Raw genomic sequence first — 22072 nt, 5'->3', positions numbered from 1 at the left:
TATTGGTTTTGGTGTTCGATGAATATATCTCACAGAGTTTATATTGGTTTTGGTGTTCGATGAATCTTCACTGCGTTTCGATTTTCACGACGTTTCGATTTTCGCTACGCTACGATTTGTGCTTTGTAGAGAATTCACTTCTTTCTTCTTTCTTCTTTCTTCTTTCTTCTTTCTTCTTTCTTCTTTCCAATTCACAACTTCACAAAGAGCAAAGAGCAAAGGGTGTCCTTTTGGGACACCCTTTGTTATTTTATCGACTACAGTTTACTCTTATTTTACTTTTTCAGTGTTGAAATTCTTAGCATTTTTTACTTTTTCTTTCAACAAGGCGATTTCCAATACCTCTTCCATACGGTCAACATAGTGGAACGTCAATCCTTTTACATAGTCTTCTTTGATTTCTTCAATATCTTTTCTATTTTCTTTACACAAGATAATTTCCTTGATATTGGCGCGTTTAGCTGCGAGAATTTTCTCTTTAATTCCACCTACAGGCAATACTTTTCCTCTTAAGGTAATTTCACCTGTCATGGCTAAATTCTTTTTCACTTTGCGTTGTGTAAAGGAAGAAACCATCGAAGTCAACATCGTAATCCCCGCACTTGGTCCATCTTTTGGTGTTGCCCCTTCTGGTACGTGAATGTGAATCTTATACTGCTCAAATACATCCGAATCAATACCAAACTCATCGGCATGTGCTTTGATGTATTCTAAAGCAATCGTAGCGGATTCTTTCATGACTGTTCCCAAGTTTCCGGTGATGCTCAATCCGCCTTTTCCTTTGGAGATGATGGATTCAATATACAAAATATCTCCACCTACACTCGTCCAGGCTAAACCAGTTACTACACCGGCAACATCGTTATTCTCGTATTTATCTGCTTCAAATCGCGGGGTTCCCAAGATTTTGCGGATATCTTCTTCTGTTACTTTTGGATTGTATTTCTCTTCTAAGACAATACTTTTAGCAATTCCTCTGGCTACATGAGCCAATTGTTTGTTCAATCCACGTACTCCAGACTCACGCGTATAATGGGTAACAATAAACTCCATTTGCTTTTTACCAACAGTTAAATCCTTTGCTGTCAACCCGTGCTCTTCTAACTGTTTAGGCAATAAGTGTTGTCTTCCGATTTCTACTTTTTCCTCAATTGTATAGCCCGTCATTTCGATGATTTCCATACGGTCTCTCAAAGCGGGTTGAATGGTTGACAAGCTATTAGAGGTAGCAATAAACATCACTTTAGACAAATCATATCCCATTTCTAAGAAGTTATCGTAGAAATCGCTATTTTGTTCTGGATCCAATACCTCTAACAAAGCAGAAGAAGGGTCTCCATTGTTGCTCACCGATAATTTGTCAATTTCATCTAATAAGAACACAGGGTTTGAAGTTCCGGCTTTTTTCAAGCTTTGAATAATACGCCCTGGCATCGCACCAATATAGGTTTTTCTATGTCCTCTGATTTCCGCTTCATCGCGCAATCCTCCTAGTGAAATACGCACATATTCACGTCCTAGTGCTTTGGCAATCGATTTTCCAATCGACGTTTTACCAACCCCTGGAGGTCCGTATAAACACAAAATCGGAGCTTTTAAATCATTGCGCAGTTTTAAAACTGCCATATGTTCTAATACGCGTTTCTTTACATCTTCAATTCCGTAGTGATCTTTGTCTAAAATCTTTTGAGAACGCTTTAAATCAAACTTATCTTCTGAATATTTCTTCCACGGAAGTTCCAATAAAAGCTCTAAATAATTGCGTTGAATACCAAATTCCGCTACTTGAGGATTCATGCGTTGCCATTTCATCAACTCTTTATCAAAACGCTCGCGTACCTCTTTCGACCATTTCTTGTCTTTGGCTTTTTTGCGCATTTCTTCAAACTCCTCTTCATTTGAAAACCCACCTAATTCTTCTTGAATGGTTTTCATTTGTTGATGTAAGAAATACTCTTTTTGTTGCTGATCTAAATCAATGCGCACTTTGGTTTGAATCGTATTTTTCAGTTGCAACTTTTGAAACTCAACATTCATCAAACGCAAAGTTTCATAAGCGCGTTCCTTTAAATCATTGATGCGCAACAAACGCTGTTTGTCGTCTACAGATAGATTCAGATTAGACGATACAAAATTGATCAAGAAAGAATTACTCTCAATATTTTTAACTGCAAAAGAAGCTTCTGTAGGGATATTGGGATTTTCCTTGATAATCTCAACAGCTAATTCTTTAATAGAATCGACAACAGCTAAGAACTCTTGATCCTCTTCTGTTGGACGAATCTCATCACACTCTTTTACAGTTGCTGTTAAATAAGGCGTTTCAGAAACCAATGCTTCGATTTCAAATCGCTTTTTTCCTTGTAGAATTACCGTTACGTTTCCATCCGGCAATTTTAAGACTTTAATAATTCGCGCTACCGTTCCTTGGTGGTGAATATCGTTTAAGCTTGGGTCTTCAGTATCCTCATTTAATTGAGCAACTACTCCAATACTCTTTCCTTTTTTATTTGCAGCTTCAATTAACTTAATCGATTTGTCTCTTCCTGCTGTGATGGGAATCACAACACCAGGAAATAAAACCATATTACGCAAAGGCAAAATTGGCAATTCAACGGGTAGTTCTTCATTATTCATCTCTTCTTCATCTTCCTGACTTAACAAAGGAATAAATTCAGAATCACCATCTAAGAAATCATCAAGCATCAAATTATCTAATGTTATTATTTTTTGGTTTGCCATATTATAAATATCACGTCATTTTGTCAGTAGTCAATCAGGTAAAGCGTATAGCTAAAAAACACAAGCCACTAGCTATCAACCCTTTTAACCACTTATTAGTTCTATACTACTTTAGTAGTTCAATCTTTATGCCATAAAAAAACCTCGCATAAAGCAAGGTCTTATGTCAGTTTATCTATTTATCAAATTATAGTTCTGGAATACCAGGATCCGTTCCTGGGTCAGTCCCTGGATCTGGATTTATAATTACCTCTTTCATTGATAATTTTGCTTTGTAATCCCCAAAATTCAATGTAATTACATCTCCCTCTTTTGATTTTAGTTTAAAGGTAAATTTTCCTGAATAGGTTTTTGAATTTGTTGCAAACCAATTTTCAATTTTATCAATTCTAAAGAAGCTTCCTACTAAATCAGCGTCTTTTTCATTTGAAACATATACTACACCATTCTCAGAAGTATACTGTACTTTTACTTTTGCATAATCATAACTACCAATTGGAAGATTTTTATCAAAACTAATTGTAATTGCACGCTTACGCATGGATTTACTTTTAGCATTAATTACAATTTGGTTATTAATAACGTCACCAGTAAAATTAGAAAATACATCCATATCCCTAATATCCTCTCCATTAATATTAGTATAAACAAATCCAGAGGCTCCTTTTCCTACTCTTTCATATGGTATATTTTCAAACTTTCCTGTTATAGTAAATGATTGTTTCATGTATTGGTTTACAGGAGAAGGCAATAATAAACTACTAAAGTTTCCACTTACAAGCATCTCATTACGATCGATTTTCGTAATTTTTATAATTCCATTATTGCGTTTAGGATTAGCTAAATCTGTTGAATTAAAAAACTCAAACGAAGTATCCTCAATTTTATATGAATAGTCAATAGTATTAAGATTCGTTGGAAAATTTCCCAATTGAAATTTCAAAATTTTCATATCAAATATCTGTCCATTCATCAAGTCATCAATATAAAGATGAAACTCTCCATTCTCATTAAGACGAGCTTTAAATTCATCTTTTTTAACAAAAGTAGTATCTGGAAGTGTAACTGTAAAATAGGTTGGCACTTTGAAATCTGGGTCAATAAAATCATCATCAGAGCTACTACATGATGAAACCCCAACACCACACAAGGCTAACAAACTTGCACCAAACAATATCGAATAAATTTTCTTCATAATTTAATATTCTTATTACAGATTCAAATATATATATTTTAATAGATTTTAAATATTTTTTAACAAAAATAAATTAACAAAAAATCTTCTTTTTAATTCTTCTTGTCTTTTACGCGCAATAATAAGAAAAAACCGACGATAAAAAATAGAATTAAAAACAAAATTGCATTTTGCATCTTCCCAGTTAAATCGCTAATTAACCCATAAATAAACATTCCAACCACAATACCTATTTTTTCTGTAACATCATAAAAACTAAAAAAAGAGGTTGTATCTGTTGTTTGAGGCAAAAGCTTAGCATAAGTAGAGCGCGATAGCGATTGAATTCCTCCCATAACCAATCCTACAAAAGCTGCAGCGACATAAAATTCATTAGGGGTAACAATCGTATAAGCATAAATACAAATAAAGACCCAAAGAACATTCAACACACAAAGCGTTCGGATATTCCCGATGCGTTTAGACAAGCTAGAAGTCGTGAATGCACCTAGGATTGCAATAATTTGAATAAGCATAATACTGACAATCAACCCCATGCTTCGCTGTTGATCATCGGCCCACGCAATTTCTTTTTCGCCAAAAAAGGCCGCAATAATCATTACGGTTTGTACCGCCATACTATATACAAAGAACGCTACTAAGTATCGTTTTAGTATTGTTTGCTCCTTGAGAAGTTCAATTACTTTTTTTAATTCTTTAAATCCTTTAAAGAAAATCCCTCGCGTGAGCTTTTTGTCATTTTTAAAATCGGGCAATCGTCTAAATGTAATTTGACTAAAGGCAATCCACCAAACTCCAACTAAAATAAAAGACATCCGCATGGCTTGTGTGCTATCTTCAAATCCCAATTTCTCTGCATTCATCACCAATCCAAGATTGATAACCAACAAAAGAACACTTCCGATATAACCAAGAGCGTATCCTTTGGCACTAATTCGATCTTGTTGCTCTTCAAAAGCAATGTCGGGCAAATAAGAGTTATAAAAAACTAAACTTCCCCAAAAACCAATCAATCCCATCATATAAATGAATAAACTCCACCCAAAATAGTCCAGACTAAAAAAGTAGAGTAACATACAAGAGAGGGAGCCAATTGCGCAAAAAAGCTTCATAAAAAACTTTTTTGTCCCCAAATAATCGGCAATTCCCGAGAGCAAAGGCGATATAATAGCAATCAACAAAAAGCCCAAAGCTGTAATATAACTAATAATACTTTCGCTATTCATTTCTATACCGAAAAAAGAATAGCTATTTATTTCTCTTGCCCGGAACAACATGCCGTAATACAAAGGAAAAATAGAAGAAGAGATGACTAAGGCATAAACAGAGTTTGCCCAATCATAAAAGGCCCATGCATTTAATAATTTGGGATTTCCCTTTTGGAAGTTTTTCATACTATAGCGTCTAAATAGCCTACTAAAATAGAAAAAGCCACCTAGAGTAGGTCGCTTTTTCTATTTTATTTTAAAATGTTACACCGAATTTCGCTGCTTCTGCTTTGGCTGCAGGAATCAATTTCTTCAAATTATCAATACGCTCCTGATTAGACGGGTGTGTACTCAAGAAAGAAGATCCCCCTCCTCCTCCGCTATTCGCTGCCATACGACTCCAAAACGATACCGCTTCATCGGGGTTGTATCCCGCAATCGCCATTAACGTTAATCCAATTTTATCCGCTTCAGTTTCATTGCTTCTACTAAAAGGCAACATCACTCCATATTGACTTCCCAATCCAAAGGCCATTCCTAACGCTTGTTTGGTCGACTCTTTACTACTTGCTGTAGCAGCATCTAACCCCATCGCTGCGGCTTGTTGCAACATCGCCGCACTCATGCGTTGCTGTCCGTGATTTGCTAAAGCATGTGACACCTCATGTCCCATCACTGTAGCAATCCCAGCATCGGTTTGACAAATAGGTAAAATCCCCGTAAAGAAAACAATTTTCCCTCCAGGCATACACCAAGCATTTACTTCTTTATCATCTACTAAATTGTACTCCCAACGGTAATCCTGTAGATAAGTCGGATACCCATTTGCTGTCAACCATTTTTCAGCAGCAATTCGAATTTTATTTCCAATATCTTCTATGCGCTTCGCATCTTTTGTTCCTTTAATTACTTTGTGCTCTTTTAAAAACTCTCCGTACTGTTGAAAAGACGACGGAAATAAAGAAGCATCCGATACAAACGCCATCGTACTTTTTCCACTAAATGGATTTGTCTTACAACCACTTAGCAAAAGAAGTACACCTAAAGTTAAAACTAGTTTTCTCATCCTATTTTTTTCTTCAAAAATAAAACTATTCCTTTATGTTTAACAAAAGGAAAGGGCTTTTTTATCTCACTAGGTTTATATTTTGTTTTGGTATTCGATGAATATATCTCACAGAGTTTATATTGGTTTTGGTGTTCGATGAATCTTCACTGCGTTTCGATTTTCACTTCGTTTCGATTTGTTTTTTTACTCTTTTGTTCTTTGTTTTTTTTTTGCTTTTTTGTTCTTTGCTTTTTTGCTTTTTCGGTGGTTGATTTTTTGTTTAGTTTCGTCTTGAGTAAGTGTTTTTCCTTCTAACGAGAAGAAAATTTACAAGCAAAGAGGATCCGCACGAAAAAACAACTCACAAAAAAGCTTTTTTGCTTTTTCGGTGGTTGATTTTTTGTTTAGTTTCGTCTTGAGTAAGTGTTTTTCCTTTTAACGAGAAGGAAATCTACAAGCAAAGAGGATCCGCACGAAAAAACAAAAACACAGAAAAGCAAAAATGCCTTTATGCTTTTTCGATAGTTGATTTTTTGTTTAGTTTCGTCTTGATTAAATGTTTTCCCTTTCAACAAAAAGGTGATTGTACATACAAAGAACCATCTTACGAAAATACAACCTACAAAAAAACAAAAAAACCTTTACGATAGTTACTCCTTCAGCTTCTTACCTAAACTTTGTAATTGATTTGTAATTAATTCGATTTTTTGTCTGAGTTCTCGATATTCCTCTTCCGTTATAAAACCTAAATCTAAACTTAGAATTAAAAAATTAATCACTTCTATAGCTGAAGAATAAGATATATTTATCATACGTAATCTATCTTTATTTGTTGATCGAGACATACCTTCTGCAACATTTGAAGCCACACTAGCGATAGCACGTCGCAGTTGAGACACTAAACCGAACTTTTCATCAACGGAAAATTTTCTTGTGACAAGATAAATATCCTTAGTTACATTTCTAGCATTTTGCCACACTAGAAGCTTTTCAAAATAAAAAACATGCATAACTAGATAATATTGAAATTAAACATCGTTATTCATACAAAACTTATTCCAAAAGTGCGTTTTTCTTTCAACAAGAAGGAAATTTACAAGCAAAGAGAATCCGTACGAAAAAACAACCCACAAAAAAGCTTTTTCGTTTTTTTGTTCTTTGCTTTTTTGTTTAGTTTCGTCTTGATTAAGTGTTTTTCCTTCTAACGAGAAGGAGATTCTATATATAAAAAGACATTTTACAAAAAAGCAAAAACACAGAAAAGCAAAAATGCCTTTATGCTTTTTTGATGGTTGCCTTTTTGTTTAGTTTCGTCTTGATTAAATGTTTTTCCTTCTAACGAGAAGAAAATTTACAAGCAAAGAGGATCCGTACGAAAAAACAACCCACAAAAAAGCTTTTTCGTTTTTTTGTTCTTTGCTTTTTTGTTTAGTTTCGTCTTGATTAAGTGTTTTTCCTTTCAACAAGAAGGAGATTCTATATATATAAAGACATTTTACAAAAAACCAAAAACACAGAAAAGCAAAAATGCCTTTATGCTTTTTTGTTTTTTCGATAGTTGCTTTTTTGTTTAGTCTAATCTTAATTAGATAGTTCCCCTTTCAACGAGAAGAAGATTATAGAGAAAGAATATCCGCACGAAAAAACAAAAACACAGAAAAGCAAAAACACAGAAAAACAAAAACACAAAAACACAGAAAAACAAAAACACAGAAAAACAAAAACACAGAAAAACAAAAACACAGAAAAGCAAAAAAGCAAAAACAAAAACACCCTCCCAATATATTTTGTACTTTTGTTTGAAATGTTTTTAACTCATGCAAGACAATTCTAAAAAAGCAAAACATTCATTAGAAGTACCTAAGTCTATTATTTGGACGGGTAAATTTTTACAATTTTTATCCCTTCCCTTAGCGGCTAAATTCGCACAGAATCTCTTTATCACTCCTATAAAATTCAAAACACCGAAGCGAGAAAAAGAAATGCTCGCCAAAAGCAAACGCAGCAAATTATACGTCAATGCCATCAAAAAGGACATTGTAATGTATGAATATGGCATCAACAAAAAAGCGAATAAAAAAGCCTTGTTGATTCACGGCTGGAATGGTCGAGGTACGCAATTGGTAACTATCGCCAATATTCTAATTCGCCAAGGCTATGACATTGTGAGTTTTGATGCGCCAGGACATGGTTTTTCACCGAAGACTAAAACAAATTTAACGGAATTTATTGCTTCAGCTTTTGAAATTGAGAAGCAATTTGGTCCGTTTGATTTAGTAGTTGGACATTCACTTGGGGGAATGACAACGATGAACGCTTTGCGCGATGGACTCAAAGCTAAAAAGGCAATTATCATTGGCAGTGGAGATGTTGTACAAGATGTCATTGAAGATTTTATTAAACAACTTCAACTGAAACCGCGAATTGCAGAAATTATAAAAATGCGTTTTGAAAAACAATTCAATCGCACCATGGATAGTTATTGCGTGCACTTAGCAGCAGAACAAATCGACATTCCCTTGTTAATTATACACGACGAGGACGATGTTGACGTTCCCATAAAAGCAGCTTACCAAATTAAAAAGCATGCCGTAAACAGTCAATTGATGGTTACGAGTGGACTCGGACATCGCAAGATTTTAGGAGATAAGAAAGTCATCGAACGCATTCGAGATTTCACCCAAGAATAAAGACAAGCCCTGCTCAATATATCCCATATGAAAAAAGATAAAAATACAACAGAACAAGAGTGGAAAGAGATCCTGTCAGAGGAACAATTCTACGTTTTAAGAGAGAAAGGAACAGAACGTCCTTTTACAGGAATTTACAATGACTTCTACGAAGCTGGACACTACCATTGTGCAGGTTGTGGTCAACTTTTATTTGACGCACAAACGAAATTCAACTCCCATTGTGGCTGGCCTTCTTTTGATCAAGCCATTGAAGGAAGTGTAACATACATCAAAGATTTATCTCACGGTATGGTGCGTGTTGAAGTGGTGTGTTCCAACTGTAATGGACATTTAGGTCATGTATTTCCCGATGGCCCACAAGAGACGACAGGACATCGCTATTGCATCAATTCGATTTCCATTACACACGAAAAATAAAATACTAGTTCAGAATAAAGGTTTCCTTTATTTTGAACTAATACAGTAACCGAATCTCTTTTAAGGCAAATTCCTCTTGTTTTTGATTTTCTACTTCAACCACTAATTTACCATAAGGTGTTACATCTCTTATAATTGCGTTGAAGCGATACCCGTTGGGTTTTTCAAAAGATGAAACGACATCTCTTCGATATAACAGCGCTTTATATGCTTTCCAAAGCTCATCAGCCTGTCCTTCCTCCAAGGCGTTATATCCTTCCTTTAATGCATCAAGTAAGGCTTGGAGTAGTTCATCTTTGTCTTTTTTCGCTCCAGTTAATAAAGCCAAAGAGCTTCCGTTACTTCCTTCTGGAAAATGACGCTGATTAACATTCACCCCAATGCCAACAATCGAAAAAATTTCGCCATTGGCCCTGATGATGTTTTCGACCAATATGCCACAAATTTTCTTATTTGCAGACAAAATGTCATTTGGCCATTTAATAAAAAATGGCAGATATGTTATTTTTTTTAAAGTGGTTGCTACGCATAAAGCAATCATAGCATTCAAATCAAAAACACTAGCAATTGCCTCCGGCTTACTCTTCATCAACACACTAAAGGTCAAGTTACTACCCGCTTCTGACAACCAAGTTGTCCCTCGTTGTCCCTTTCCTGCAAATTGATTTTCAGCGACTATTGTCGTGAAGTTTTCTAAATCACAAGTTGTTAACATCTCTCTTAAATAAGTATTTGTAGACGCAATGGCATCGAGTTTGATGATATTCATATAAAATTATTGTAGTCTAATCAGAAGCGATTCACTATATTTGAACCCAAAATTAGGAAACATATTTTTGTTAACTTGAAGAAATTTAGATAAAATCAATAAATGACAAACAAAACTATCAACAACGACGAATTGATTGCTAATATTATCAAAGGAATTGAAGCTGTAAAAGGGGAAAATACGACGATTTTAGATTTAAGAGAAATAGATAACACACCTTGTGATTATTTCATCATATGCGATGGGAATTCGAATACGCAGGTCAATGCGATTGCAGGTTCCGTTCAAAAAATTGTATCAAAGGAATTACACGACAAACCTTGGCATGTTGAAGGTGAGATTAATGCAGAATGGATTTTAATGGACTACATCAATGTTGTAGTACACGTATTTCAAAAATCTATACGCGAATTTTACAACTTAGAGAGCTTGTGGGGAGACGCAAAGATTACGAATATCAACAGCCAATACTAAACTTTAAAATTTATTCTTCATGGCGGGAAACATAAAACCAAACCAAAACAAACCCAAATTTAGCCCGTGGATTTTATACGCGAGCATTGTGGTTATCGTATTGGTTATAAACTTTTTATCGAACGGCAGCGGCGTTGGAGATTCCAAACAGCTGAGTCTTTCTAAATTTTTCGACTACCTAAAAGAGGGGAAAGTTGAAAAAGTAGAATTTAATCGTTCTGTTGCTAAGGTATATTTGACGAAAGATGCTTTACAGAGTAAAGACTTTGAAGAATTACAACGAAAATCAATCCTAGGCAAAGAAAGTACAGGTCCACAATTTGTAACTGAAATCGGTAACTCTGAGATTTTCCAAAAGAAATTAGACGAGGCTGCAGGAGAAGGCAAATTAGTAGAATACAAATCGGAAGCTGAAAGCAATTGGGGAGATTATTTTATTAGTTTCCTTCCTATCATCATTATCATTGGATTCTGGTTATTCATGATGAGAAGAATGACTGGTGGTGGCGGTGCTGGCGGTGGCGGGCAGATTTTCTCCATCGGAAAATCAAAAGCCAAGCTTTTTGATGAGAAGAATGACATCAAAGTAACGTTCAGTGATGTTGCTGGATTAGAAGGAGCAAAAGAAGAGATCGTAGAGATTGTAGAGTTCTTAAAGAACCCTGAAAAATACACCTCTATTGGAGGAAAAATACCAAAAGGAGCCCTTTTAGTAGGACCTCCAGGAACAGGTAAAACATTGTTAGCGAAAGCAGTGGCAGGTGAAGCAAAAGTACCTTTCTTTTCTTTATCAGGTTCTGATTTTGTTGAGATGTTTGTTGGAGTTGGTGCTTCACGTGTACGTGACTTGTTCAAACAAGCGAAAGAAAAATCACCAGCTATCATTTTCATCGATGAGATTGATGCTGTAGGTAGAGCGCGTGGAAAAAGTAATTTCTCTGGATCTAATGACGAAAGAGAAAATACATTAAACCAATTACTAACAGAAATGGATGGTTTTGGTTCTCATACAAATGTTATCGTATTAGCAGCAACCAACCGCGCAGAGATTTTGGATAAAGCGCTTTTACGTGCAGGACGTTTTGACAGACAGATTTACGTTGATCTTCCGGATGTAAAAGAAAGAGAAGCTATTTTCAATGTTCACCTACGCAACATCAAGAGAGTCGACAATTTAGATATTGATTTCTTAGCTAAACAAACACCAGGATTCTCTGGAGCAGATATTGCAAACGTTTGTAACGAAGCGGCTTTAACAGCAGCTCGTAAAGACAAGAAAGAAGTAGATATGCAAGACTTCTTAGACGCAGTAGACCGAATCATCGGTGGTCTGGAGAAGAAAAACAAAATCATTACAGTTGAGGAAAAATATGCAATTGCCATTCACGAAGCAGGTCATGCTACAGTAAGTTGGATGTGTGAACACGCAGCTCCACTTGTAAAAGTAACCATCGTTCCTCGTGGACAAAGTTTGGGTGCGGCTTGGTATTTACCAGCTGAAAGACAAATTGTACGCACTGAACAAATGTTAGATGAGATGTGTGCTACAATGGGTGGACGTGCAGCAGAGAAAATTGTCTTTGACAAAATCTCAACTGGTGCTTTAAGTGACCTTGAAAAAGTAGCGAAACAAGCAAGAGCTATGGTGACGATTTATGGTTTAAACGAAAAGTTAGGAAACATTACGTACTATGATTCATCAGGTCAAAGTGAATACAACTTCAGTAAACCTTATTCGGAAGATACAGCAAAAGTAATTGACGAAGAAATTTCGAAACTAATTGAAGGACAATATGAGCGTGCTCAAGCTATCTTAACTGAACACAAAGACAAATTAATCCAATTAGCAGATTTACTTTGTGAGAAAGAGGTAATTTTCCAACAAGATTTAGAAAATATCTTTGGTAAACGTCCTTTTGACAAATCAAATACAGAGGAAAACGAGATTCAACCTCAAACGGATACAGAAAACACAATCGCTTAATACAGCCTTGTAAAGAATCAATATAAAAATCTTAACTTAAAGACTCATTTAAGTTAAGATTTTTTTTATCTTTGAAAATAATAAAATTTTATACATTTCGACACTTAGCGTATGAGCTTTCTAAAGAAGTTAATTAGCGGATTTATGTCAAAACAAAGCAACGAAGAGGCTGATGATCAAAGAAGCCAATATCTTCCAGAAACTGTTATGCCTGTTGATGACCTATTCACTGTTAACTTTAAGAATAACGGCGGTAAATTCTTGTATTGTGATACCCAAACCGAATTACAAGAAACCTTTGTCAATGTATTAGTGGAAAATGATTGGTTTGAAAAAGAAGCCCTAACGCATGAAAAGCAATTTCATGCCTTGTTAAAAGACAATAACATCAACTACGTCAATTCCAAACAACCTATTTTCTTTGTTTCTTCTTGTGAAAGTTTAATCGCTGATGATGGCGCAATTCTATTTTGCGACAAACAACTCAAAGATTTTAAACCTCATGAAATTCCTGACAATGTGATTATCATTGCCGCAACGAGTCAAATTACGCGTACAAAAAGCGACGGACTTCGCGAAATCAAAAGAAAATACAGCAGTGCATTGCCCACAAATATTACGGCAATCAATTGTTTCAAGCCTTCTGCCAATCAAGATTTTTTAAGCTATGGCAGATCTCCCAAAAACTTATATTTACTTTTATTAGAAGATCTATAAATTATGTCTGAAACCGTTAAAAGAACAATATCTGGAGTAATCTATATTGTTCTGCTTTTAAGTGCAACTTTATATGATGCACTAACTTTCAAAATACTATTTGGATTTTTTATGATCGTAGCAGCTTATGAGTTCGCTAAACTCATTCAACTATCCAAGTATTTTTGCGTAGGAGTAAGTTTAGTCGCTGTAGCAGCTCTTTTCCAAGATTGGGTAGCACTGCCCATCCAAAGCATAGTCATTGTTACCTTTCTAATTTTGTTGGCCATTACAGCAGAACTTTTCACTACGCGTAAACCCAATCGAAGCTTGCCTGTAAAAATCATTATTTTTCTAGGGTATATCATCGGTACATTTCTCGCGTTTTTACATCTTCCATACACGGCAGAAGGTTACCAACCACAAATTGTCATCGGAATCTTAATCTTGGTATGGACCAACGATACATTTGCCTATATTGTTGGAAAGAAATTCGGTAAAAACAAGCTATTTGAACGCATTTCTCCAAAGAAAACCATTGAAGGTTTATTCGGTGGAATTGTATTCGCTATTATTGCTTCCCTTATACTAAATCACTTTTTTACATCATTAAATGTGTATATTTGGATTGCAAGTGCTATTTTTGTAGGATTATTTGGTACGCTTGGCGACTTAGTTGAATCGCATTTCAAAAGAGAAGCAGGTGTTAAAGATAGTGGCAAAATCATGCCAGGACACGGAGGTATCTTAGATCGCTTAGACAGTATCTTATTTATCGCCCCATTTTTGTATATCATTTTTCAAATTTTATAAGTCATGTTTCATAAAGAAGGAACTAAAATTATTTTTTTCTCGTTAGTAGTCGCTGTAATCTTTATTGTAGTTTTAGATTATGTTATAACGATTGATTGGTTAAGAATGACCTTGTCATCTATTATTCTAGCACTGCTAATCTTAGTATTGCAATTCTTTAGAAATCCCAATAGAAGTATTACACCTAACGACCATGTTATTGTAGCTCCTGTTGATGGAAAAGTAGTTGTAATTGAAGAAGTTTATGAGCCTGAGTATTTCAAAGATAACCGTTTAATGGTTTCAATCTTTATGTCGCCTATCAATGTTCACGTTACGCGTTATGGATTGAGTGGATTGATTAAATACAGTCAATATCACGCAGGAAAATACTTAGTAGCATGGCATCCTAAAGCGAGTGAAGAAAACGAAAGAACAACCGTAGTAATCGAAAACAAGGTTTTCGGTGAAGTAATGTATCGTCAAATCGCTGGTGCATTAGCTAAGCGTATTATCAACTATGCTAAACCCGGAATGCAAGCTATTCAAGGAACTGATGCTGGTTTTATTAAATTTGGATCTAGAGTAGACCTATATTTACCGATTGGAACAAAAGTAGATGTGGTATTAAACCAAAAAGCTATTGGAAACAAAACGGTAATTGCAAAAAAACAATAATGAACGAGCAACTAGACAAAGACTTCTTAGAAGCTTATAACCGAATTTCCAAGGAAGCGAGAAATTTGGCTCCAGATGTTATGCTGCGGATTTACGCTTATTACAAACAAGCAACTAATGGTTTGAGTCATCAAGACTTTGAACATATGTCGCATGATTTGAAAAAAGCGTTTAAATTCAATGCTTGGACACAGGTCAGTCACCTATCTACAGATCAAGCGAAAGTGGAATATATCAAACTTGCTCAATCTATTTTAAGCGCAGAATGAAAAAAATCAAGTTGCTAAACCTTGCATTTCTTTTGCTTGTCGTTATTACGTCATCTTGTGGAAGGAAAAACGAACACATTGAAGTTGAAATCCCTAAAAGGGAAACTTTTGTCGTAGAAAAGAAATCAGTTCTTGGTCAGGAAAAAGTAAAAACCAAACAAGGACCATTTGAAATGCATGCGCTCTCTTTTCAATATGAAGAGATTGAAAACTTGTTCAAACCTGAAGATTTAGCGCTCCATTATGGTGTGATTCATTTGGATTATGCCAATCGCTTGAATACTGCACTGCATGGTACGCCTTACGTTACAGATAGTTTGGTAGGTATTTTGACGAAAGTTCCACCTTCACAAGCTGAATTAACAAATGCTGCAGGAGCCTATTATAATCACGATTTTTTTTGGCAGTCGATTAATAAGAACACAACAACTAGTCCAAATACAGGTTTATCGGCCTTGATTTCATCTAGCTTTGGCTCATACAACAACCTAAAGGCTGAAATCACGAGAATCGCTGTTGAATTTGAAGGTTCTGGATGGTTGTGGTTGTTGGTAGATCACCGTAATAACTTGACATTGATCACCACAGAAAACAACGCTAATCCAATTACATTAAGATTGGGAAAACCACTTTTAGTGATTGATTTATGGGAACACGCTTATTTACCTTCCTATAAAAATGATAAAGAAAAATACATCAAAGCTTTACTCCCTCACTTGAATTGGGAATTTGCAAATCGTAGATTGAGTGATCAGTTATGAGTGATCAGATTACTGTTATCGGTTAATTTTCGATTTTGATATATTCTTCTTTAATAGATAATCTGGCGAAAAAGCAACGTGCGAAAAAACGAAAAAAGCAACTCTAAAGGTTAGGAGTAATCAATAAATACTCTGATTTAATTCTATCCTTGCTTTTCTATTCGATAGAAATTTATAACGCACAAAATAATATACATACAAAAAGGCGAAAGATAAATCTTTCGCCTTTTTGTATGTATATAATATCCTTCTTTTTTGATTTACTCTTAATCAAAATTGTCCAGTTACTTGGCAAATTGCCATTTGCCCCTACAAGGGTTATTCATCACCATCTCACCACCTCACCCATCAACAAAAAAGCAAAAAAGCAAAAAAAAAAAAAACCACCCCTATAAAGGAATGGTTTTCTTACTATTGAATATCTTCTGATAACTGATAACCGTTAACTGATAACTAAAACGGTACATCATCATCGTTAAATACATCTCGTGCAGGTGGTAAATGCTGTGTCATATTGGCTCCTCCTTCGTTGATAGCTGAAGAATATACTCCATCTCCTCCAGCAAAACCTTCGATACGGGCGTCTTCATCTAAGTTGTCAAACTTACCGTACATACCTAAGAACTTCAATCGGATATTGTCTAATCCACCATTTCTGTGTTTTGCCACAATGAACTCGGCCTGACCGGCCGTAGGGGAACGGAACTCATCGTCCCATTCTTCTATTTTATAGTACTCTGGACGATAGATAAACGATACGATATCCGCATCCTGCTCAATCGCTCCAGACTCCCTTAAATCCGATAATAAAGGGCGTTTAGACGTACCCCTTGTTTCTACTGCACGCGATAACTGCGATAAGGCAATCACAGGAATATCTAACTCTTTTGCTAATGCTTTCAAGTTTCGAGAAATTGTTGAAATCTCTTGCTCACGGTTTCCTCCTCCTTTTTGACTTCCTCCTGCTGTCATCAACTGCAAATAGTCGATAACAATCAATTTAATTCCATATTGAGAAGCAAGACGTCTAGCTTTAGCACGTAAATCGAAAATAGACAAGGAAGGCGTGTCATCAATAAACAAAGGTGCTCGTTCTAAGTCTTTTACTTTTACGTTCAACTGTTCCCATTCGTGTTTTTCCAATTTTCCCGTACGCAATTTCTCTGAAGATAAACCTGTTTCCGATGAAATTAAACGCGTAATCAACTGAACTGAGGACATCTCTAAAGAGAAAAACGCTACCCCTGCTCCTGCCTCAATGGCAATGTTACGAGCCATAGATAATACAAATGCTGTTTTTCCCATCCCGGGACGTGCAGCAATAATAATCAAATCACTCGGTTGCCATCCAGATGTTAGCTCATCCAATTTATGGAATCCCGTAGGTAAACCACTCAATCCTTCTTTGGTACTAATTTCTTCAATGCGCTTTTTCGCTTGAGCCACTAAACTTTGTGCAGTCTCAGAACTCTTCTTAATGTTGCCTTGGGTAACCTCGTATAGTTTTGCTTCCGCCTTATCCAACAAATCAAAAACATCTGTTGTCTCATCATAGGCATCTTCGATAATTTCATTGGAAATACGAATCAAACTGCGTTGAATAAACTTCTGAAGAATCACACGAGAGTGAAATTCAATATGAGCTGAAGAACTAATTTTTTGGGTTAAACTCACCAAATAGGCATCACCACCTGCAAGATCAAGTTTTGCGTTTTTTCGCAGTTGAGCCGATACAGTCAATAAATCAATCGGTTGATTCCCAACGAATAATTGATCAATCGCTTCAAAAATATACTTGTGTCCTTCCTTATAAAAAGCATCTGGTTGAAGAATATCAATTACTTCGTCAATCCCTTTTTTATCAATCATCATGGCACCTAAAACAGCCTCCTCAAAGTCAGTAACTTGAGGTGGTAACTTCCCTTTTTCTAAAGCAATTACATCTTTAGTAAAAGAGTTGGCATAGGTGCGTATATCTTTTGCTTTTTCCATAGTGCGAAAATAACTCTTTTTTGTGAACTGATATTGTATTCCATTTATAATCAATAAAAATAAACTATTTTCATTTGATTCCAGAAATATTAAAGCATAAAAAATCCGAGTAAAAACTCGGATTTTTTATTTTTTATTTTGCTAATTAGCTTTTGTATTCTCCCATTTCGAAGTACTTCTCCATGCGTTGGTTCAGTAACTTATCAAGTGGAGTTTTTGCTAATTCTTTATGTGTTTTCACAATGTACGATCTCACTGATTCGAAAGTAGCTTCTCTATCAGAATGGGCACCTCCAAGAGGTTCTGCAATGATATCATCCACTAACTTATTCTTTTTCATATCATAAGAAGTCAATTTTAAAGCATCAGCAGCTTGTTCTTTGAACTCCCAGCTTCTCCATAAAATAGAAGAACAAGATTCTGGTGAAATTACAGAGTACCATGTATTTTCCAACATAGTTACACGGTCACCTACACCAATTCCCAATGCACCACCTGAAGCTCCTTCACCGATAATAATACAGATGATAGGCACTTTAATACGGAACATTTCATAAATATTACGCGCAATCGCTTCTCCTTGTCCTCTTTCCTCTGCTTCTAATCCTGGGTATGCACCCGGAGTATCGATCAACGTTACGATTGGAATATTAAACTTCTCAGCCATTTGCATTAAACGCAAAGCCTTTCTGTATCCTTCAGGATTTGCCATCCCGAAGTTTCTATACTGTCTCGTCTTTGTGTTGAATCCTTTTTGTTGACCTACGAACATAAAACTTTGATCTCCGATTTTACCTAAACCACCAATCATTGCTTTGTCGTCTTTTACATTTCTATCACCAAATAATTCTAAAAATGTATCTCCACAAAGGGCTTTAATATAATCAACGGTATAAGGTCTGTTTGGATGTCTTGACAATTGTACGCGTTGCCAAGGAGTCAAATTCTTATATATTGTTTTCTTTGTCTCTTCTAATTTCTTCTCGATTTGTGAGCAAGTCGTTGATACATCTACATCAGATTCTTCCCCGATTAACGTACATTTTTTTAACTGCTCCTCAAGTTCTTTAATAGGAAGCTCAAAATCTAAATATTCCATTTATGAATAAATTTTAGTTTCAATTACTAATGACAAAGATAAAATTTTCCTCTATATAGACATACTATATTTTGGCAACTTTTATCTTTTTCCTGTTTTTAACAATAGCATTTAGCACTACTGTACTTAATATTAACAAGGCACCGACGTAAAATTCGGGGCTCATTTTTTCACTGTCTTTAAAAATAAGAATGGCGAGTAGAATCCCATATACGGGTTCTAAATTAATGGTTAGCATCACGGTAAAAGGCGTAATATACTTCATCACATAGACAGATCCGATAAAAGCGAAAGCCGTACAAAACGTACCTAATACTAACAACCACAGCCAATCTGTAGTAGTAACGGTAAAGAATTCAGCAGTAAATCCTCCGCTAAACAAAAGATAGATAGAAAGGATCAGCAATCCGCCTATCATTTCGTAAAAGGTAATAATAGAAGCGGAAGAATGCTGTGCGAATTTGCCATTGATAATTGAAAAAACGGCAGACAAACAAGCGGCACTTAAGGCTAATAAAATTCCTTCCACATATTCCGTACTTACGCTAAAAATCAAGCCTAAAGCACAAACAACGATAAAACCGAAGAACACTTCATAGGCGATAATCTTGCGTTTATAGAAAATAGGTTCTAGAATCGAAGTAAAAAAAGCACCTGTAGACAAACAGGCTAAGGTTACTGATACGTTGGAAACTTTGATTGCCCAGAAAAAGGTCAGCCAATGCAAGGCAATGACAATTCCTGCGGCTAAAAAGCGAGCAATATTGCTTTTACTATCCTTTACTGTTTGTCGTTTAAAAGCGAATAACAAGACTAAGGTAATCACTGCAATCACAATTCTATACCAAACCAAAGGTAGCGCCTCTAGGGTAATTAAATTACCTAGAATAGCTGTAAACCCCCAAACAAATACAATGAGGTGTAATAATAGATTACTCTTTACGTTATCTGCGAGCATTTCGTAATAAAAATATAGCTAAAATTGAGAATGTGACATTAGGGATCCATACAGCCACTAAAGGTGACATACTAGAAGCTTCCGCTAACACACTAAAAATCTTATCAAAGAAGACATATATAAAAGCTAACGCAATACCGATAGCTAAGTTAATTCCCATTCCTCCTCTTCGTTTCATTGAAGAAACAGATACGGCAATAATCGTCAAAATAAAGGCCGATACAGGTACACTATATTTTTTGTACAAGACCACCAAGTGCACATTGATATTAGAAGATCCGCGCATGCGTTCCTTTTCAATAAATTTCTTTAGTTGTCCTAAAGTCATTGTTTCAGCGGCATACACAACCGGACTCAAATCGTCAATATCAAATTCCAAGTGCAATTCTTTGGAGTCGGCAAACTCTAACACATCTCCTGATTCTCCAACTTCTCGTTTAAAATAATCATACAGCGTATACATTTTCGTTTCAGCACTCCACTCGATGCGTTTTGCTTCCACTTTCGAAACTAATTTATTGCCATCGAATTCTTCAATAGTAAAATTATATCCCGTATTGGTACTGTAGTTGAAGTTACTCACAAAGATAAATTCATTCGCATTGATTTGTTTGAATACATTCTGACTTTCTCGCACCTCATCTCTCTTTAGGTATTTATAGCGATAATCGTTATACCCTGCACTTGCTTTAGGCACAATATACATGGCCATCGCTAGCGCCAACAAAGAGATAAGCGCAGCACCGATTAGATAAGGACGTAAAAATCGAGTAAACGAAATTCCCGAACTTAAAATAGCGACAATTTCTGTGTTATTTGCTAATTTAGAGGTAAACCAAATAATAGAAATAAACAGAAATATAGGGAATAACATATTGGCAAAGTAGACCGTAAAATCCAAATAATATAGGATTGTTGCCTGGATAGGCACCTTGTTTTCCAGGATTTTATTAATCTTTTCAGAAACGTCTATCACAATACCAATAGGTACAAATAGCAAGAGCATCACAAAAAAAGTGGCTAAATATCGCTTTAAAATATACCAGTCTATAATTTTCATCTGTACACTACTTTTGCTATTTGACGTATGTTGATTCTTACAATCTTTCTCCCAATTGTTTCACCATTTTATTTTTCCAAGTTGCGAATGTTCCTGCTAAAATTTGCTGACGTGCTTCGCGCACTAACCACATATAGAAACCTAAATTGTGAATAGAGGCAATTTGTTTTCCAAGTGATTCATTGGCAGCAAATAAGTGACGTAAGTAAGCTTTAGAATATTCCGTATCCACCCACGTATGTCCCATGGCATCAATTGGTGAGAAATCGTTCTCCCATTTTTTATTTTTGATATTGATAATTCCTTCTGCTGTGAATAACATACCATTTCTCGCATTACGCGTGGGCATTACACAGTCAAACATATCAATACCAAGGGCGATATTTTCTAAAATATTAATTGGCGTACCTACCCCCATCAAATATCTTGGTTTATCTTCAGGTAAAATAGAAGTTACCACATCTGTCATCGCGTACATTTCTTCTGCTGGTTCTCCCACAGACAAACCGCCAATCGCATTTCCTTCCGCACCAACATTAGCGATGTATTCTGCGGATTGTTGACGTAAATCTTTATACGTACTTCCTTGAACGATTGGGAATAAAGCTTGAGAATATCCGTATAATTCGGGTGTTTTATTAAAGTGAGTCACACAACGGTCTAACCAACGGTGTGTCATATGCATCGAACGCTTTGCATAGCGATAATCACAAGGGTAAGGCGTACACTCATCAAAAGCCATAATGATATCTGCTCCAATAGCACGTTGAATTTCCATCACATTCTCAGGAGAGAAAAAGTGATACGACCCATCAATATGAGATTTGAATTTTACCCCTTCTTCTTTAATCTTTCTATTTGCAGAAAGAGAATACACTTGAAATCCTCCACTATCCGTTAAAATATTGCGGTCCCAGTTCATGAATTTGTGCAAACCACCCGCTTGTTTTAAGATTTCTACTTTTGGTCGTAGATATAAATGGTAGGTATTTCCTAGAATAATATCAGGATTAATTTCTTCCTTTAGCTCACGTTGGTGCACTCCTTTTACGGTTGCCACTGTTCCAACAGGCATGAAAATAGGTGTTTCAATTACACCGTGATCCGTAGTAATTTTTCCAGCACGCGCACGTGACTGAACATCAGTATGTAATAATTCGAACTTCATATTGTCTATTTACAGCTTGCAAAGATAATTTAAAACTAGTCATCCAACCTAGTTTTACTTTTTTTTTCT

20 protein-coding genes are annotated in these 22072 nt (G+C 35.6%); 9 read left to right on the top strand and 11 right to left on the bottom strand.

The features are described 5' to 3' along the window. Positions 1–270 precede the first annotated feature (270 nt). The 5 genes from lon to HX004_RS11305 all read right to left on the bottom strand — a co-directional run bounded on the left by lon (position 271) and on the right by HX004_RS11305 (position 7203). Complete coding sequence (lon, locus tag HX004_RS11325) at positions 271–2742, bottom strand: endopeptidase La (protein WP_286442617.1); 2472 nt, start codon at positions 2740–2742, stop codon at positions 271–273. A 187-nt stretch (positions 2743–2929) separates the two neighbouring features. Next, a complete protein-coding gene (locus HX004_RS11320; protein WP_286442616.1) occupies positions 2930–3937 on the bottom strand; it encodes a hypothetical protein in 1008 nt (335 codons plus the stop codon). Between the two features lie 92 nt (positions 3938–4029). Continuing rightward, positions 4030–5331: an MFS transporter gene (locus HX004_RS11315; protein WP_286442615.1), complete on the bottom strand. Its 1302-nt coding sequence runs from the start codon at positions 5329–5331 to the stop codon at positions 4030–4032. Between the two features lie 70 nt (positions 5332–5401). After that, positions 5402–6211 (bottom strand): M48 family metalloprotease, encoded by an 810-nt coding sequence (locus tag HX004_RS11310; RefSeq protein WP_286442614.1) that lies wholly within the window; start codon positions 6209–6211, stop codon positions 5402–5404. 632 nt (positions 6212–6843) lie between these two features. Beyond that, positions 6844–7203, bottom strand: coding sequence for a four helix bundle protein (locus HX004_RS11305; protein WP_286442613.1), 360 nt, complete (start codon positions 7201–7203; stop codon positions 6844–6846). 807 nt (positions 7204–8010) lie between these two features. On the opposite strand from HX004_RS11305, the gene HX004_RS11300 reads away from it, so the two are divergent. Both HX004_RS11300 and msrB read left to right on the top strand, forming a co-directional pair. Further along, positions 8011–8883, top strand: a complete 873-nt coding sequence (locus tag HX004_RS11300; protein WP_286442612.1) for an alpha/beta fold hydrolase — start codon at positions 8011–8013, stop codon at positions 8881–8883. 27 nt (positions 8884–8910) lie between these two features. Continuing rightward, the gene (msrB, locus tag HX004_RS11295; protein WP_286442611.1) at positions 8911–9303 is read left to right on the top strand and encodes a peptide-methionine (R)-S-oxide reductase MsrB; all 393 of its coding nucleotides are present in this window, start codon (positions 8911–8913) and stop codon (positions 9301–9303) included. A gap of 37 nt (positions 9304–9340) precedes the next feature. On the opposite strand, the gene HX004_RS11290 is transcribed toward msrB, so the two are convergent. Then, positions 9341–10072, bottom strand: coding sequence for a biotin--[acetyl-CoA-carboxylase] ligase (locus HX004_RS11290; protein ID WP_286442610.1), 732 nt, complete (start codon positions 10070–10072; stop codon positions 9341–9343). A 102-nt stretch (positions 10073–10174) separates the two neighbouring features. Between HX004_RS11290 and rsfS the strand changes: the two genes are divergently transcribed. The 7 genes from rsfS to HX004_RS11255 all read left to right on the top strand — a co-directional run bounded on the left by rsfS (position 10175) and on the right by HX004_RS11255 (position 15726). Next, positions 10175–10546, top strand: coding sequence for a ribosome silencing factor (gene rsfS / locus HX004_RS11285; RefSeq protein ID WP_002990216.1), 372 nt, complete (start codon positions 10175–10177; stop codon positions 10544–10546). Between the two features lie 19 nt (positions 10547–10565). Further along, a complete protein-coding gene (gene ftsH, locus HX004_RS11280) occupies positions 10566–12530 on the top strand; it encodes an ATP-dependent zinc metalloprotease FtsH (protein ID WP_286442609.1) in 1965 nt (654 codons plus the stop codon). A 144-nt stretch (positions 12531–12674) separates the two neighbouring features. Then, complete coding sequence (locus tag HX004_RS11275; protein WP_286442608.1) at positions 12675–13247, top strand: LUD domain-containing protein; 573 nt, start codon at positions 12675–12677, stop codon at positions 13245–13247. 3 nt (positions 13248–13250) lie between these two features. Then, complete coding sequence (locus HX004_RS11270) at positions 13251–14039, top strand: phosphatidate cytidylyltransferase (protein ID WP_286442607.1); 789 nt, start codon at positions 13251–13253, stop codon at positions 14037–14039. A gap of 3 nt (positions 14040–14042) precedes the next feature. Next, positions 14043–14696, top strand: coding sequence for a phosphatidylserine decarboxylase family protein (locus HX004_RS11265; RefSeq protein WP_002990209.1), 654 nt, complete (start codon positions 14043–14045; stop codon positions 14694–14696). Then, entirely contained in the window at positions 14696–14965 is a 270-nt protein-coding gene (locus HX004_RS11260) for an acyl-CoA-binding protein (protein WP_286442606.1), read from the top strand. Before HX004_RS11265 ends, HX004_RS11260 begins: the two co-directional genes overlap by 1 nt. After that, on the top strand, positions 14962–15726 hold the full coding sequence (locus HX004_RS11255; RefSeq protein ID WP_286442605.1) for a superoxide dismutase: 765 nt from the start codon (positions 14962–14964) through the stop codon (positions 15724–15726). The genes HX004_RS11260 and HX004_RS11255 overlap by 4 nt, the downstream gene beginning before the upstream one ends. Positions 15727–16179: 453 nt before the next feature. On the opposite strand, the gene dnaB is transcribed toward HX004_RS11255, so the two are convergent. From dnaB to tgt, 5 genes are all read right to left on the bottom strand, one after another. Next, a complete protein-coding gene (gene dnaB / locus HX004_RS11250; RefSeq protein ID WP_286442604.1) occupies positions 16180–17718 on the bottom strand; it encodes a replicative DNA helicase in 1539 nt (512 codons plus the stop codon). Between the two features lie 145 nt (positions 17719–17863). Next, positions 17864–18817 carry an acetyl-CoA carboxylase carboxyltransferase subunit alpha gene (locus HX004_RS11245; protein WP_286442603.1) on the bottom strand — a complete coding sequence of 318 codons (954 nt, stop codon included), beginning with the start codon at positions 18815–18817 and terminating at the stop codon, positions 17864–17866. A gap of 64 nt (positions 18818–18881) precedes the next feature. After that, entirely contained in the window at positions 18882–19775 is an 894-nt protein-coding gene (locus HX004_RS11240) for a DMT family transporter (protein WP_286442602.1), read from the bottom strand. Further along, on the bottom strand, positions 19762–20835 hold the full coding sequence (locus HX004_RS11235) for an LptF/LptG family permease (protein ID WP_286442601.1): 1074 nt from the start codon (positions 20833–20835) through the stop codon (positions 19762–19764). Before HX004_RS11235 ends, HX004_RS11240 begins: the two co-directional genes overlap by 14 nt. Before the next feature lie 37 nt (positions 20836–20872). Beyond that, on the bottom strand, positions 20873–22003 hold the full coding sequence (gene tgt / locus HX004_RS11230; RefSeq protein WP_286442600.1) for a tRNA guanosine(34) transglycosylase Tgt: 1131 nt from the start codon (positions 22001–22003) through the stop codon (positions 20873–20875). Positions 22004–22072: the final 69 nt, after the last annotated feature.

Source organism: Myroides sp. 1354 (assembly GCF_030324495.1).
Classification (GTDB): domain Bacteria; phylum Bacteroidota; class Bacteroidia; order Flavobacteriales; family Flavobacteriaceae; genus Flavobacterium.
Note: the sequence above shows the minus strand (reverse complement) of the source record. Positions and strands in the feature narration are given on the sequence as shown.

Coding starts and splice junctions, on each gene's coding strand:
- lon (WP_286442617.1), bottom strand. CDS start 2,742: ATGGCAAACCAAAAAATAATAACATTAGATAATTTGATGCTTGATGAT.
- HX004_RS11320 (WP_286442616.1), bottom strand. CDS start 3,937: ATGAAGAAAATTTATTCGATATTGTTTGGTGCAAGTTTGTTAGCCTTG.
- HX004_RS11315 (WP_286442615.1), bottom strand. CDS start 5,331: ATGAAAAACTTCCAAAAGGGAAATCCCAAATTATTAAATGCATGGGCC.
- HX004_RS11310 (WP_286442614.1), bottom strand. CDS start 6,211: ATGAGAAAACTAGTTTTAACTTTAGGTGTACTTCTTTTGCTAAGTGGT.
- HX004_RS11305 (WP_286442613.1), bottom strand. CDS start 7,203: ATGCATGTTTTTTATTTTGAAAAGCTTCTAGTGTGGCAAAATGCTAGA.
- HX004_RS11300 (WP_286442612.1), top strand. CDS start 8,011: ATGCAAGACAATTCTAAAAAAGCAAAACATTCATTAGAAGTACCTAAG.
- msrB (WP_286442611.1), top strand. CDS start 8,911: ATGAAAAAAGATAAAAATACAACAGAACAAGAGTGGAAAGAGATCCTG.
- HX004_RS11290 (WP_286442610.1), bottom strand. CDS start 10,072: ATGAATATCATCAAACTCGATGCCATTGCGTCTACAAATACTTATTTA.
- rsfS (WP_002990216.1), top strand. CDS start 10,175: ATGACAAACAAAACTATCAACAACGACGAATTGATTGCTAATATTATC.
- ftsH (WP_286442609.1), top strand. CDS start 10,566: ATGGCGGGAAACATAAAACCAAACCAAAACAAACCCAAATTTAGCCCG.
- HX004_RS11275 (WP_286442608.1), top strand. CDS start 12,675: ATGTCAAAACAAAGCAACGAAGAGGCTGATGATCAAAGAAGCCAATAT.
- HX004_RS11270 (WP_286442607.1), top strand. CDS start 13,251: ATGTCTGAAACCGTTAAAAGAACAATATCTGGAGTAATCTATATTGTT.
- HX004_RS11265 (WP_002990209.1), top strand. CDS start 14,043: ATGTTTCATAAAGAAGGAACTAAAATTATTTTTTTCTCGTTAGTAGTC.
- HX004_RS11260 (WP_286442606.1), top strand. CDS start 14,696: ATGAACGAGCAACTAGACAAAGACTTCTTAGAAGCTTATAACCGAATT.
- HX004_RS11255 (WP_286442605.1), top strand. CDS start 14,962: ATGAAAAAAATCAAGTTGCTAAACCTTGCATTTCTTTTGCTTGTCGTT.
- dnaB (WP_286442604.1), bottom strand. CDS start 17,718: ATGGAAAAAGCAAAAGATATACGCACCTATGCCAACTCTTTTACTAAA.
- HX004_RS11245 (WP_286442603.1), bottom strand. CDS start 18,817: ATGGAATATTTAGATTTTGAGCTTCCTATTAAAGAACTTGAGGAGCAG.
- HX004_RS11240 (WP_286442602.1), bottom strand. CDS start 19,775: ATGCTCGCAGATAACGTAAAGAGTAATCTATTATTACACCTCATTGTA.
- HX004_RS11235 (WP_286442601.1), bottom strand. CDS start 20,835: ATGAAAATTATAGACTGGTATATTTTAAAGCGATATTTAGCCACTTTT.
- tgt (WP_286442600.1), bottom strand. CDS start 22,003: ATGAAGTTCGAATTATTACATACTGATGTTCAGTCACGTGCGCGTGCT.